13 protein-coding genes are annotated in these 14,215 nt (G+C 65.0%); all 13 read left to right on the top strand.

Features of this window, described 5'->3' with window-relative positions:
- Window positions 1–50 precede the first annotated feature (50 nt).
- The 13 genes from MTX21_RS11190 (at window position 51) to chvE (ending at window position 14,181) form a co-directional block, all read left to right on the top strand.
- Entirely contained in the window at window positions 51–1,793 is a 1,743-nt protein-coding gene (locus MTX21_RS11190; protein ID WP_280964861.1) for a fumarate reductase/succinate dehydrogenase flavoprotein subunit, read from the top strand.
- 33 nt (window positions 1,794–1,826) lie between these two features.
- The gene (locus MTX21_RS11185) at window positions 1,827–2,060 is read left to right on the top strand and encodes a ferredoxin family protein (protein WP_280964860.1); all 234 of its coding nucleotides are present in this window, start codon (window positions 1,827–1,829) and stop codon (window positions 2,058–2,060) included.
- Window positions 2,061–2,062: 2 nt separating this feature from the next.
- Window positions 2,063–3,040 (top strand): HEAT repeat domain-containing protein, encoded by a 978-nt coding sequence (locus MTX21_RS11180; protein ID WP_280964859.1) that lies wholly within the window; start codon window positions 2,063–2,065, stop codon window positions 3,038–3,040.
- A 108-nt stretch (window positions 3,041–3,148) separates the two neighbouring features.
- Window positions 3,149–4,321: a fumarylacetoacetate hydrolase family protein gene (locus tag MTX21_RS11175; protein WP_280964858.1), complete on the top strand. Its 1,173-nt coding sequence runs from the start codon at window positions 3,149–3,151 to the stop codon at window positions 4,319–4,321.
- Window positions 4,322–4,778: 457 nt separating this feature from the next.
- Window positions 4,779–5,744, top strand: a complete 966-nt coding sequence (gene ytfQ, locus MTX21_RS11170; protein ID WP_280964857.1) for a galactofuranose ABC transporter, galactofuranose-binding protein YtfQ — start codon at window positions 4,779–4,781, stop codon at window positions 5,742–5,744.
- Between the two features lie 129 nt (window positions 5,745–5,873).
- The gene (locus MTX21_RS11165; protein ID WP_280964856.1) at window positions 5,874–7,418 is read left to right on the top strand and encodes a sugar ABC transporter ATP-binding protein; all 1,545 of its coding nucleotides are present in this window, start codon (window positions 5,874–5,876) and stop codon (window positions 7,416–7,418) included.
- Window positions 7,415–8,407, top strand: coding sequence for an ABC transporter permease (locus MTX21_RS11160; protein ID WP_280964855.1), 993 nt, complete (start codon window positions 7,415–7,417; stop codon window positions 8,405–8,407). The genes MTX21_RS11165 and MTX21_RS11160 overlap by 4 nt, the downstream gene beginning before the upstream one ends.
- Window positions 8,404–9,384, top strand: a complete 981-nt coding sequence (gene yjfF, locus MTX21_RS11155; protein WP_280964854.1) for a galactofuranose ABC transporter, permease protein YjfF — start codon at window positions 8,404–8,406, stop codon at window positions 9,382–9,384. Before MTX21_RS11160 ends, yjfF begins: the two co-directional genes overlap by 4 nt.
- A complete protein-coding gene (locus MTX21_RS11150) occupies window positions 9,381–10,157 on the top strand; it encodes a FadR/GntR family transcriptional regulator (protein WP_280964853.1) in 777 nt (258 codons plus the stop codon). The genes yjfF and MTX21_RS11150 overlap by 4 nt, the downstream gene beginning before the upstream one ends.
- A complete protein-coding gene (locus MTX21_RS11145) occupies window positions 10,154–11,080 on the top strand; it encodes a Gfo/Idh/MocA family oxidoreductase (protein ID WP_280964852.1) in 927 nt (308 codons plus the stop codon). The genes MTX21_RS11150 and MTX21_RS11145 overlap by 4 nt, the downstream gene beginning before the upstream one ends.
- A gap of 2 nt (window positions 11,081–11,082) precedes the next feature.
- A complete protein-coding gene (locus tag MTX21_RS11140; RefSeq protein WP_280964851.1) occupies window positions 11,083–12,159 on the top strand; it encodes an aldose epimerase family protein in 1,077 nt (358 codons plus the stop codon).
- Complete coding sequence (locus MTX21_RS11135) at window positions 12,159–13,037, top strand: SMP-30/gluconolactonase/LRE family protein (RefSeq protein ID WP_280964850.1); 879 nt, start codon at window positions 12,159–12,161, stop codon at window positions 13,035–13,037. Before MTX21_RS11140 ends, MTX21_RS11135 begins: the two co-directional genes overlap by 1 nt.
- A gap of 70 nt (window positions 13,038–13,107) precedes the next feature.
- Window positions 13,108–14,181, top strand: a complete 1,074-nt coding sequence (chvE, locus tag MTX21_RS11130) for a multiple monosaccharide ABC transporter substrate-binding protein (protein ID WP_280964849.1) — start codon at window positions 13,108–13,110, stop codon at window positions 14,179–14,181.
- The last annotated feature ends 34 nt before the right edge of the window (window positions 14,182–14,215 follow it).

Below are 14,215 nucleotides of genomic sequence, written 5' to 3'. Positions count from 1 at the left end.
ACAAATCTGATGCAAAGGCGCCGGACGTTCCGGCGAACCAGGAGTAAGCGATGGCACTAGATCAGATCGTCGACGGACTTTCGGAGGTTTCCTGCGATGTGCTGGTCATCGGCGGCGGCACGGCCGGCCCGATGGCGGCGCTGAAGGCGAAGCTGAAGAACCCGAAGGCCAATGTCGTCCTGCTCGAAAAGGCCAACGTCAAGCGGTCCGGCGCGATCTCGATGGGTATGGATGGGCTGAACAACGCCGTCATCCCCGGCTACGCGACGCCGGAGCAGTACACCAAGGAAATCACCATCGCGAACGATGGCATCGTCGACCAGAAGGCGGTCTATAAATACGCGCAGAACTGCTACAACATCATCGAAGAGCTCGACAGTTTTGGCATCCGCTTCCTGAAGAACGAGAACGGCGACTACGCCGTGAAGAAGGTGCATCATATCGGTACCTACGTTCTGCCGATGCCGAACGGCGAGACCGTGAAGAAGGCGCTGTATCGGCAGCTTCGCCGCGCCCGCATCCTGATCTCCAACCGCTACATGGCGACCCGGCTGCTCAAGTCGACCGACGGCCGGATTGCGGGTGTGATCAGCGTCAACACGCGCACCGCCGAGATGCTCGTCATCAAGGCCAAGGCAGTGATCCTGTGCATGGGCGCCGCCGGCCGGCTTGGACTTCCGACCTCCGGCTACATGTTCGGCACCTACGAGAACGCAGCCAATTCCGGCGACGGCTACGCCATGGCCTATCACGCGGGGGCGGCGCTCGCGAACCTCGAATGCTTCCAGATCAATCCGCTGATCAAGGATTATAACGGTCCCGCCTGCGCCTATGTCGCTGGCCCCTTCGGTGCCTATACCGCCAACAACGAGGGCTCGCGTTTCATCGAATGCGACTACTGGTCCGGCCAGATGATGCTGGAGTTCTACAACGAGCTCCTGTCCGGCAAGGGGCCGGTGTTCCTCCAGCTCAAGCATCTCCATCCCGACACGATCTCCGAGATCGAGTCGACGCTGCACAAGGTCGAGCGACCGACACGTGGCCTGTTCCAGCACGGTCGCGGCATCGACTACCGCAGCGAGTCGATCGAGATGCATATCTCCGAGATCGGCTTCTGCTCCGGCCACAGCGCTTCCGGCGTGTTCGTTGACGACAATGCGCGCACCACCGTGCCCGGCCTCTACGCCGCTGGCGACATGGCGAGCGTGCCGCACAACTACATGCTCGGCGCCTTCACCAACGGCTCGGTCGCCGGCATCGACGCGATGGAGTTCGCCGACAGCCACGACTTTGCGGAGTTCGACGCGGAAGAGGTTGCGAAGGAACGCGATCGCGTGATGGCTCCAACCAAGCGCGAGGACGGCATTCCGCCGAACCAGGTCGAGTACAAGACGCGGCGCCTCGTCAACGACTATCTCCAGCCGCCGAAGGTCACCCGGAAGTACGAGCTCGGCATGCGCCGGCTCGCCGAGGTGAGGGACGACATGCAGGAGCGCATGATCGCGCGCAACGCGCATGAATTGCTCCGCGCCCTCGAGGTGCAGTCGATCATGGACTGCGCCGACATGGCCGCGCATGCCTCGCTCTACCGTGAGGAGAGCCGCTGGGGCCTCTACCACTGGTGCACGGATTTTCCGGAGAAGGACAACGAGAACTGGTTCTGCCATACCCTGCTGAGCAAGCGGGACGGCAAGATGACCAGCGAGAAGCGCGCCGTGGAGCCCTATGTCGTGCCGATCGCCGACGACGAGAAGGACCTCTATGACAAACAGCGCATCCGCGCCAGTGCGTGATCCGCCGCAACACCAGCCAATTGGAGATTGACGATGCCTCTCGCTTCCTACCAGACATCGGTGCCGGTGGTCGTCGACGATGCCAGATGCATCGCGGACAAGGGCTGCACCGTATGCGTCGATGTCTGCCCGCTCGACGTGCTCCGCATCAGCGACATGACCGGCAAGGCCTACATGGCCTATGACGAGTGCTGGTACTGCATGCCCTGCGAAGCGGACTGCCCGACCGGCGCGGTCACCGTCAACATTCCTTATCTCTTGAGGTAGTCATGTCGAGCCCGTTCGAAGCCTATGACGACCTCGAAGACGCCGACGAGCGGTTGCAGGCCGCCGATCCCGCCGAGCGCCGCGTCGCCATTATCGCGCTCGGCCATTCCGGCGATCCCGCCGCGGTCGGCCATCTCGCCAACATGGTGTCGGATCCCGATGCCGGCGTGCGTCAGCAGGTTGCGATGGCGCTCGGCGAATTCGACGGGCCTGAGGCGGCAAGCGCGCTCGTCAAGCTACTGGTCGACCCCGAGCGGATCGTGGCTGCGGCCGCGGCCGACAGCATGGCCGAGTTCAAGGATCCCGGCTGCGCCGACGCCATCCTGCCCCTGGTGAAGCATGCTCACGCGTTCGTCCGTATGGGCGCGCTGCGCGCGTTGAAGGAGCTGCGCCGCAAGGACACGCTGAAACCGGCGCTGGAAGCGCTCCAGGATACGGACGCCGCCGTGCGCGTGCAGGCGATCGGGGTGATCGGCTTTTTGAAGCTCGAAGAATCCATTCCAGCGCTGACCGCTTTGATCAACGATCCCGACGCGCATGTGCGCCGCGCTGCGGTGAGTGCGCTCGCCTTCTCGCAGATGAAGCCCGCGGCCGAGACCATCACTCGCGCATTGAAGGACGCGGACTGGATGGTCCGCGAGATGGCAGCGGAGACGCTGGGCCTCAACGTCAATGGAACACTCGCCGCCGATCAGCTCGTTGCCTCGCTCGCCGATGGATTTTGGCAGGTACGGCTGAAGGCGATCCGCAGCCTCGGCAAGATGAAGGTCGAGCGAGCGGTGCGCCCGATCGGTAACTGTATCAATCACGACCAGGCGAACCTGCGCAAGGAGGCGGCTGCCGCGCTCGGCGAGATCGCCCATCCGGATGGTGAGGCATTCCTGGCAGTCATCGCCGACGATCCGGATCCCGATGTGCGCAAGAATGCGCGTTGGGCGCTGCAGCAGATCGCGGCACGGAAGGCGCGGGCAGGGTCGTAGCCACCGCTCTGGACTTCCAGAGCCAGACGTTTATTGGTCTTCGCCAACTGGATTGGTCCGCGACGCCGGGTGAGCGCGGCCAATCGAAGAAACAGCGAGGACGCGGCCATGACGACACTGACGACCAGGGACCTTCTGCCCGAGGATGGAACAAGGGGCACGCTGGCAGGGCGCGTCTGGCTGCCGCAGGCGAACGGTCCGGCCGTGGTCGCCGTGCGCAGCGACGGCGTCTTCGACGTCACCGCCAGATTTCCGACCATTAGCGCGCTCTGCGAGGAGAGCGATCCCGCCAAGGCGCTCAGCGCGACCAAGGGCGAGCGTATCGGCGATCTCGAGGCGATCGTGGCCAACACGCCGCCGGATCAACGCGACCCGCAGAAGCCGTGGCTGCTCGCGCCCGTCGATCTCCAGACACTGAAGGCCGCCGGCGTCACCTTCGCCATCTCGATGCTGGAGCGCGTGATCGAGGAGCGGGCGAAGGGCAATCCGGCCTCCGCCGAAGCGATCCGCAAGGAAGTGACGCGGCTGATCGGCGACGACCTGTCAAAGCTCAAGCCGGGCTCTGACCAGGCAATGCGGCTGAAGCAGGTGCTGATCGAGCAGAACGCCTGGAGCCAGTATCTCGAGGTCGGCATCGGTCCGGATGCGGAGGTTTTCACCAAGGCGCCGACATTGTCGTCGGTCGGCACCGGCATGGATGCAGGCCTGCATCCCAAGTCGACCTGGAATAACCCGGAGCCGGAGCTGGTGCTGTTCGTCTCGAGCCGTGGCAAGATCGTCGGCGGATCGCTCGGCAACGACGTCAATCTGCGCGACTTCGAGGGACGCTCCGCGCTGCTGCTGTCGAAGGCCAAGGACAACAATGCTTCCTGTTCGATCGGGCCGTTGCTGCGTCTGTTCGACGACAGCTTCTCGCTCGACGACGCCCGCAAGCTCGACATCAGCTTGAACGTGAAGGGTCCGGATGGTTTTGTCCTCAACGGCCATTCCTCGATCAGCAAGATCAGCCGCGATCCGACCGACCTTGTCGCGCAGACGATCGGCAAGGTGCATCAGTATCCGGATGGCTTCGTGCTATTCCTCGGCACGATGTTCGCGCCGGTCGAGGATCGCGATGCGCCGGGGCAGGGCTTCACCCACAAGCGCGACGACATCGTCACGATCGCAGCACCTCAGCTCGGCAAGCTGGTCAACCGCATGCGCGCAAGCGACGAATGCGAGCCCTGGACCTTCGGCATCGGCGCGCTGATGAAAAATCTGGCGCAGCGCAAGCTGATCTAGCGCCAGCTTTACTTCACCTCGCCCCGCTTGCGAGGAGAGGTCGAAATTCACGCATGGCGCGGATTTCGGGTGAGGGGGCTCTCCGCGAGTCCGTCCATCACCGTCTCCGCGCCAACCCTCTCAGAGCGAGCAAAGTTCGTCGCGCGCCCGCAAGCGCGGCGGGAGAGCGCACTTTCGCTGTTGCGCTCACTCAACCGGCCTTCAAGTTCGCCGGCGAGCCGCATTCTTTCCTTCATCTCCCCGTTGCATCCACGGAACAAAATCGCGCTCAGGGTGTCATATGACCGCCCACAGGGTTCGCCCGCGCTTTCCACTAAATAGTCAAATAATATGACTATACGGAACCAAACTTCCGTGAAATAGTGCCTCCCGCCGCCCGCTAGGAGCGGTCTTCGGGTGCTATGCTACCAACAGGCGCCCGGGATAACACAAGACGACTCTTGGGGAGACACGCCTGATGACCTTCAAAGCCCTCTTTGCGGCAACCGCCACGGGCGCGTTGCTGCTCGCGCTTCCGGCCAGCGCCGCCCAACTCACCATCGGCTTCTCGCAGATCGGATCCGAATCCGGCTGGCGCGCGGCCGAGACCTCGGTCTCCAAGCAGGAAGCCGCCAAGCGCCAGGTCAATCTCAAGATCGCCGACGCCCAGCAGAAGCAGGAGAACCAGATCAAGGCGATCCGCTCCTTCATCGCGCAGAACGTCGATGCGATCTTCCTCGCGCCCGTCGTCTCGACCGGCTGGGACGCGGTGCTGAAGGAGGCTAAGGAAGCCAAGATCCCGGTCGTGCTGCTCGACCGCGACATCGATCCCTCCGGCAAGGACCTCTATCTCACCGCGGTGACCTCGGACAGCGTGCACGAAGGCGAGGTCGCCGGCGACTGGCTCGCCAAGGCTGTTGGCGAGAAGGCTTGTAACGTCGTCGAATTGCAGGGCACGGTCGGCGCGAGCGTCGCCACCAATCGCAAGAAGGGTTTTGACACCGCGATCGCCAAGCATCCGAATCTGAAGGTGGTGCGCAGCCAGACCGGCGACTTCACCCGCGCCAAGGGTAAGGAGGTGATGGAGAGCTTCATCAAGGCCGAAGGCGGCGGCAAGTCGATCTGCGCAGTCTATGCGCACAACGACGACATGATGGTCGGCGCGATCCAGGCGATGAAGGAGGCCGGCCTCAAGCCCGGCAAGGACATCCTCACCGTCTCGATCGACGCGGTTCCCGACATCTTCAAGGCGATGGTCGCCGGCGAAGCCAATGCCACGGTGGAGCTGACGCCCAACATGGCGGGCCCCGCGCTCGATGTCGTCGCGGCCTTCAAGGCCAAGGGCACCGTTCCGCCGAAATGGATCCAGACCGACTCGAAGCTCTATACCGCTGCCGACGATCCGCAGAAGATCTACGACAGCAAGAAGGGCCTCGGTTACTGAGCGGGAGCCGCGCCGCCGGACCGCCATTTGAGCGGGGGGACGGCGGTGCAACCCTCTTCGAAACCGCTGCGCGAACGAATAGGCTGGGCGTCCGCATCGCCTGCGGACGCCGGCGGGAGTGACGTTGCGATGGAAAACAGCCTCGATCCTGCTCCGCCGCTCCTTCAGGTGCGCGGGATCAGCAAGAGCTTTGGCGCGGTGCGCGCGTTGCAGGAGGTCGACTTCACGCTCCGCGCCGGCGAGATCCACGCTCTGCTCGGCGAAAACGGCGCCGGCAAATCCACGCTGATCAAGGTGATCACCGGTGTGTTTCCGCGCGATGCTGGCATCGTCCGGCTCGGCGGCACGGAGGTTGCGCCGCGCTCGGCCAAGGCGGCGCTTCAGGCCGGCATCGCCACCGTCTACCAGGAGGTCAACCTGCTGCCGAACCTTTCGGTGGCACAGAACCTGTTTCTCGACCGCCAGCCGATGCGCTTCGGCATCGTACGCGAAGCCGAGATGCGCCGCCGCGCGAAAGTGCTGCTCGCGGGCTTCGGCCTCGACATCGACGTCGCCGCGCCGCTCGGCAGCTATTCCGTCGCCGTGCAGCACGTCACGGCAATCGCGCGCGCCGTCGATCTCTCGGCGCGCGTGCTGATCCTCGACGAGCCGACCGCGAGCCTCGACCGTCACGAGGTCGAGATCCTCTTTGGCATTATGCGCCAGCTTGCCGGCCGCGGCATCGGCATCGTCTTCGTCAGCCATTTTCTCGATCAGGTCTATGAGATTTCCGACCGAATCACTGTGCTGCGCAACGGGCGACTGGTCGGCGAGCGCGAGACCGCCTCGCTGCCGCGGCTCGAGCTGATCAGGCTGATGCTCGGCCGCGAGCTCGCGGAGACGACCAGTGAACGGGCCTCGGCAGGCGAGCATAAAGTGCGCGAGGTCTGCGCGAGTTTCGAGAATTATGGCAAGGCCGGCTATGTCGCGCCGTTCAATCTCGAGCTGCGCCACGGCGAGGTCGTCGGGCTCGCCGGCCTGCTCGGCTCGGGCCGAACCGAGACGGCGCGGCTGGTGTTCGGCGCCGAGCGCGCCGATCGCGGGCAGGCGAGGGTGGAGGGCGCCCCGGTGCGACTCCAGACGCCGCGCGACGGCGTGCGCCACGGCTTCGGCTATTGCCCGGAGGAGCGCAAGACCGATGGCATCGTCGCCGATCTCACCGTGCGCGAGAACATCGTGCTGGCGCTCCAGGCCAAGCGCGGCCTCTACCTGCCGCTGTCACGCCGCGAGCAGGACGAGATCGCGCGCCGTTACGTCAAGATGCTCGACATTCGCCCGCCCGACCCCGAGCGCCCCGTCGGTCTGCTGTCCGGCGGCAATCAGCAGAAGGTACTGCTGGCGCGCTGGCTCGCGACCTCGCCGCGGCTCTTGGTGCTGGACGAGCCGACCCGCGGCATCGATGTCGGTGCGCATGCCGAGATCATCCGCCTGATCCGCGAGCTCTGCGACGACGGGCTCGCGCTGCTCGTCATCTCCTCCGAGCTCGACGAGATCGTGACCTATTCCGACCGCGTCGTGGTGCTGCGCGATCGCGCCCATGTCGACGAGCTCACCGGTGAGGCGATCGACGTCACCAACATTCTCGCGGCCATTGCTGCTGACGGTGCCGCCGTTGCGCATGAGGGCCGGGCATGACAGCGCTCTTGCCGCGCCGCGGCCTTGCCCAGATTCTTGCCCTGATCGTCATCCTGGCGGTCGATCGCGCGGTGTCGCCGCAGTTCTTCGACCTGCGTCTCCAGGACGGCCGGCTGTTCGGCAGCCTCATCGACGTGCTCAACCGCGGCACGCCGGTGGCGCTGCTCTCGCTCGGCATGGTGCTGGTGATCGCGACGCGCGGCATCGATCTGTCGGTCGGCGCGGTCATGGCGATCTCGGGCGCGATCGCGGCGAGCCTCGCCGATAGTCACGGCCTTCCGGTCGTACTTGCGGCCGCGCTCGGCGCGGGCCTTCTCTGTGGCCTCTGGAACGGCTTTCTCGTCAGCGTGCTCGGCATGCAGCCGATCGTCGCGACGCTGATCCTGATGGTGGCCGGCCGCGGCATCGCGCAGCTCATCACTGAGGGACGCATCGTGACCTTCACCTCGCCCGATCTGGTCTGGCTCGGCAACGGTGCGGTGCTCGGCCTGCCGGTGCCGGTCGCAATCGCGCTCGGGATGCTGATCCTCACCGGCGCGGTGGTGCGCGGCTCGGCCCTCGGGCTCCTGATCGAGGCGACCGGCGGCAATGCGCGGGCGAGCGAGCTCGCAGGCGTCGGTACGCGCGCGATGATCCTGGCGGTCTATGTCTGGTGCGGCATCTGCGCCGCGCTCGCCGGCGTGATCGCGGCGGCTGACATCATGGGGGCGGATGCCAATAATGCCGGCCTGTGGCTCGAGCTCGACGCCATTCTCGCGGTGGTGATCGGCGGCACCTCGCTGTTCGGTGGCCGCTTCAGCCTCATCCTCGCGGTGCTCGGCGCGCTGATCATCCAGACCATGAACACGGGCATCCTCTTGTCCGGCTATCCGCCGGAGTTCAACCTGCTGGTCAAGGCGGTGGTGGTGCTGGCAGTGCTGCTGCTGCAATCGCCGAAATTTTCAGGTGTCGCCGGCATCGTCGCGCGGCTGCGGAGGACGAAAGCATGAAAGGCCTGCCGCCCGTCCTCGTCACGGCCATGGTGCTCGTTGCTGGCTTTGCGCTCTGTGCGGTGCAGTTTCCCAACATTGCCTCGACCCGCGTGGTCGGTAATCTTCTCACTGACAATGCCTTCCTCGGAATCGTGGCGACCGGCATGACCTTCGTCATCATCTCCGGCGGGATCGATCTTTCGGTCGGCTCGGTGATCGGCTTCACCACCGTCTTCGTTGCGCTTGCGATCGAGCGCTGGGGTATGCCGCCGTTCGTCGCCTTCGTTGCGGTTCTTGTGCTCTCTGCTGCGTTCGGCGCGGCGATGGGCGCCGTTATCCATGTCTTTGATCTGCCGCCCTTCATCGTGACGCTCGCAGGAATGTTCCTGGCTCGCGGCGCGAGCTTCCTGCTCTCGACGGAATCGGTGCCGATCACCGCGCCGGTCTATTCGACGGTCTCCGACTTTGCGCTGCGATTGCCCGGGGGCGGGCGGCTGACGGCGATCGCGATCATCATGCTCGCGATCGTGATCGGCGGCGTGCTCCTGCTGCATCTCACGCGGTTCGGCGCTAATGTCTACGCACTCGGCGGCAGCCGGTCGACTGCCAGCCTGATGGGTGTCGCGGTGGGCAAGATGACGGTCAAGATCTACATGCTGTCGAGCCTGCTCGCAGGGATTGCCGGCATCGTGTTCTCGTTCTACACCAGCGCCGGTTACTCGCTCTCCGCCGTCGGCGTCGAGCTCGACACCATCGCGGCGGTGGTGATCGGCGGCACGCTGCTCACGGGCGGGCAGGGCTCGGTGATCGGCACCTTCCTCGGCGTTCTGATCCAGGGCCTGATCCAGACCTACATCAACTTCGACGGGACGCTGTCGAGCTGGTGGACCAAGATCGCGACCGGCGTGCTGCTGTTCGCGTTCATCGCCTTGCAGCAGGCGCTGGTCGCGATCGCGCGCCGGCCGGTCACCAGGAGTGCAGGAGCAGCCTCATGACCTCGCGCATCGTGGTGATTCCGACACGGCGGGCGCATTCCAATCATGCGGAAGTGGCCCGCTCGATCGGCGTCGACATCATCGCCGGCCGCTACGGGGAGGGGACGCGGCTGCCGGGCGATGCCGAGATGATCGCCATGTTCGGCGTGTCGCGGCCGGTGTTGCGCGAGAGCGTGAAGACGCTCGTCGCCAAGGGCCTGCTCACGACCAAGGCGCGGGTCGGCACCGTCGTGCGCGAGCGCGGTGCCTGGAACATGTTCGACGCCGATGTGCTCGCCTGGCATCTGGACGCCGGCATCGACAAGCGGTTCCTCAACGACCTTGCCGAGATTCGCCTCGCGGTCGAGCCGCGGGCGGCGATGCTCGCGGCCGGTCGGCGGTCGGAGGAGGACCTTGCTCAGCTCCGGCGCAGCATGGAGCGCATGCGGAACGAAGCTTCCGATTCCGTCGGCTTTGCCGACGCCGACCTCGCGCTGCACGTCGCGGTGGCGCGCGCATCGGGCAATCTGTTCATGCGCTCGATCGGCCATGTCATCGAGGCCGCTCTTCGCGCCTCGTTCCTGCTGAGCGCCCCGGTCGAGCCCGAAGACCGCGATACCGTGCTGCTCTGGCACCAGAAGATCGTCGATGCGATCGCCGCGGGCGATGCCGATGCCGCGTCTGAGGCGATGATCTTTGTCATTCACAACGGCATGCGCCGCCATGAGGACACGGTGATCGAGACCGCACCGGCCGACGCGCTGCCATCCGTGAAATCCGGAGAGGAATCGTGACCGAACTTCGCATTGCCATTGTCGGCTTCGGCAAGATCGCGCGCGACCAGCATGTCGGCGCGATCTCGGCCACACCGGGCGCGACGCTGGCGGCCATCGCGAGCCGCAACGCCTCGCTGCCGGGACTGCCGCATTTTGCGACCATCGAGGAGCTGCTGGAGCTGGGACCGCCGATCGACGCGGTGTCGCTTTGCACTCCGCCGCAGGTGCGGCGCGCTCAGGCCGCCGCGGCGCTCGCCGCTGGCAAACACGTGATGCTGGAGAAGCCGCCCGGCACCGGCGTCGCAGAGCTCGATCCGCTGATCGCGATGGCGGCAGCGGCAAAGCGAACGCTGTTTGCAACTTGGCACTCGCGCTATGCCCCGGCGGTCGAGCCGGCGCGGCAATGGCTCGCCGCGCGTCGCATCGCCTCCGTGCACATTAGCTGGAAGGAGGATGTCCGCGTCTGGCATCCCGGGCAGGGGTGGATCTGGGAGCCCGGCGGGCTCGGCGTGTTCGATCCCGGCATCAACGCGCTGTCGATCTTGACCCGTATCCTTCCAAAGCCTGTGTTCGTCACGGCGGCCGAGCTCGCTTTTCCCGCTAATTGCCAAGCGCCGATCGCCGCGAACCTGACGCTGACCGACATCGGCGGTCTGCCGATCACCGCCGAGTTCGACTTCCGCCAGACCGGACCGCAGAGCTGGGATATCCTCGTGGAAACAGACCAGGGCCGGATGACGTTGTCCGGCGGTGGCAGGCGCATGGCGGTCGACGGCAAGGTCATTGCCGAGGCAGCCGATGAGGAATATCGCGAACTCTACCGGCGTTTCGTCGACCTCACCGCGACCGGCGCAAGCGATGTCGATCTTGCGCCGCTTCGTCTCGTCGCCGATGCCTTCCTGCTCGGCAAGCGCAATATCGTCGAACCGTTTGTGGACTGAACATGGCTGGCTCAAAAATCATAAGAGACGCTTTCGGGACGCTGCCGGACGGTCGCACGGTGGAGCGTATCGTGCTGCGCGGGGAGGGTGGCTTCGAGGCGCGCATCATCACCCACGGCGCGGTGTTGCAGGCGCTGATCGCGGCGGATGCCAAGGGCGGCTATGACGACGTCGTGCTCGGTCACGACGCGTTCGCCGGCTATCTCGCCGCGCGGAAGTTTTTCGGCGCGACCGTCGGCCGCTACGCCAACCGCATCGCCAAGGGACAGTTTTCGCTCGACGGCGAGACGGTGCAGCTCGCCGTCAACAACGGCCCGAATGCGCTGCATGGCGGGCTGGATGGATTTGATCGCAAGCTCTGGGAAATTGCCGAGATCGACGAGGGCGCCGAGCCCGCGGTCACGCTCACCTATGTCAGCGCGGACGGCGAGGAGAATTATCCCGGCCGGCTCGATGTGCGCCTGACCTATCGCGTCACCGGCCCGACCGAGCTGTCACTGAGCATGGAGGCGCGGACGGACCGGCCGACCATCGTCAACCTGACCAATCACAGCTTCTTCAATCTGGAAGGGGCGACGTCCGCTATGCCGATCCTCGACCACCGGCTCACGGTCGCGGCGGAGCATTTTCTTGCGATCGATCCGAACGCGATTCCGCTGCCCGAGCCGCCGCGCGCGGTCGCCGGCACGCCGTTCGACTTCCGCACGGCAAAGCAGGTGGGCGAACGCATCCGCGAGAACGATCAGCAATTGCGCAACGGCAAGGGCTACGATCACACCTACTGCCTGGCGCGTGATGGAAAGCTTCACCTTGCTGCGCGGCTGGAGGCTCCTCGCTCGGGACGTGTCATGGAGCTGTTCACTGATCAGCCCGGACTTCAGGTCTATTCCGGCAACTATCTCGACGGCACGATCGCAGGGAAAGGCGGCAAGCTGTACCGGCAGTCGGACGCCATGTGTCTGGAGCCGCAGATCTGGCCGGACGCGCCGAACCGGCCGGATTTCCCGAGCCCGCGCCTCGCGCCGGGCGAGGTCTATCGGCATCACACGGTCTATCGGTTTGCGGTGAGGTCGTCATAATGGAACAAGTGCCGACGTCCGTTCTCTCCCCGGAGCCTTGTCACCTCGGCGAGGGACCTACCTATGACGTAACCACCGATACCGCCTGGTGGTTCGACATTCGCGAGGGGCGGCTGTTTGAGGCGCACTTGAGCAACGGCAACATCCGTGTCCACGCGCTCGGCCGGATGGCGAGTGCGCTCGGGCGCATCGATGCCGAACACCAATTGATCGTCGCGGAGGACGGGCTCTACGTCCGGCAGATCGCCGACGGCGCGATGACGCTGTTTTGTCCGCTCGAAGCCGACAACCCCGCCACGCGTTCCAACGACGCCCGTGTTCACCAGTCCGGCACATTCTGGATCGGCACCATGGGCCGCAAGGCCGAGCGAGGGGCCGGTGCGATCTACGCGCTCCATGGCGGCAAGATCTCGACGCTGTTCCCCGGCATCAGCATTCCCAACTCGATCTGCTTCTCGCCGGATGGTGCCACCGGCTACTTTGCCGACACCGCGCGCGCGGTGCTCTATGCCGTTCCGCTCAATCCATCCACCGGTTTGCCGCGCGCCGAGCCCCAGGTGCTGTTGCGTCACACCGGCATCGGCGGCCTCGACGGCTCGGTGTGCGACGCCGAAGGCCTGATCTGGAATGCCTGCTGGGGTGCTGGCCGCATCGACATCTACAGCCCGCAGGGCGAGCGCATTCGCTCATTGAAGGTGCCGGCACGGCAGGCGAGTTGCCCCGCTTTCGTTGGTCCCGATCTGTCGCGCTTGCTGGTCACTTCCGCCTGGCAGGATATGGACGCGGCGGCGCGCGCCGCCGATCCGAACGCAGGCTGCACCTTTCTGCTCGAGGCATCCGCACGCGGTCGTGCGGAGCCCGACGTCAAGCTTGCATAGGAGACAACGAAGCAATCACACCGACTTCTGACGTCAACGACTACGCAACGACACCCAAAGGGAGTGAAACATGCTGAAATTGAAGACGACGTTCCTTGCGCTCGCCCTGGCGGGAGCCGCCGCCATGGCTGCGGACGGCCCTGTATTCGCCCAAGACAAGCCGACCGTCGGCATCGCCATGCCGACGAAATCCTCCGCGCGCTGGATCGACGACGGCAACAACATGGTCAAGGTGCTGAAGGAGCGCGGGTACAACACCGACCTGCAATATGCGGAGGATGACATTCCGAACCAGCTCTCGCAGGTCGAGAACATGGTGACCAAGGGCGCCAAGGCGCTGGTCATTGCAGCGATTGACGGCACCACGCTTTCCGACGTGCTGAAGCAGGCCAAGGCCAAGGGCATCACCGTCATCGCCTATGATCGCCTGATCCGCGGCACGCCCAACGTCGACTACTACGCGACGTTCGACAACTTCCAGGTCGGCGTGCTCCAGGCGCAGTCGATCGAGCAGGGTCTTGGTCTGAAGGAAGGCAAAGGCCCCTTCAACATCGAGTTGTTCGGCGGCTCGCCGGACGACAACAACGCCTACTTCTTCTACAATGGCGCAATGTCAGTGCTGAAACCCTACATTGACAGCGGCAAGCTCGTCGTCGTCTCCGGCCAGATGGGCATGGACAAGGTCGCAACGCTGCGCTGGGATGGCGCCACCGCGCAGGCCCGCATGGACAACCTGCTCAGCGCCTACTACGGCAACAAGAAGGTCAACGCCGTGCTGTCGCCCTATGATGGCCTCTCGATCGGCATCATCTCGTCGCTGAAGGGCGTCGGCTATGGCAGCGCCGACCAGCCGATGCCTGTTATCAGCGGCCAGGATGCGGAAGTGCCCTCGATCAAGGCGATGCTGCGCGGCGATCAGTATTCGACCATCTTCAAGGATACCCGCGATCTCGCCAAGGTCACCGCCGACATGGTCGACGCGGCCCTCGCCGGCAAGCAGGTCACCGTCAACGACACCAAGACCTACGAGAACGGCGTCAAGACGGTGCCGTCCTATCTGCTCAAGCCGGTCGTGGTCTACAAGAACAATTGGGAGAAGGTTTTGGTTGACAGCGGCTACTACAAGAAGTCGCAATTCCAGTGAGCGACGGGTCCGGCAGGCGGGCGGCGCCTGCCGG

The organism is Bradyrhizobium sp. ISRA430 (assembly GCF_029909975.1).
GTDB lineage: Bacteria > Pseudomonadota > Alphaproteobacteria > Rhizobiales > Xanthobacteraceae > Bradyrhizobium.
The sequence above is the reverse complement of the archived record's forward strand: the minus strand, read 5'-3'. Positions and strand labels throughout refer to the sequence as shown.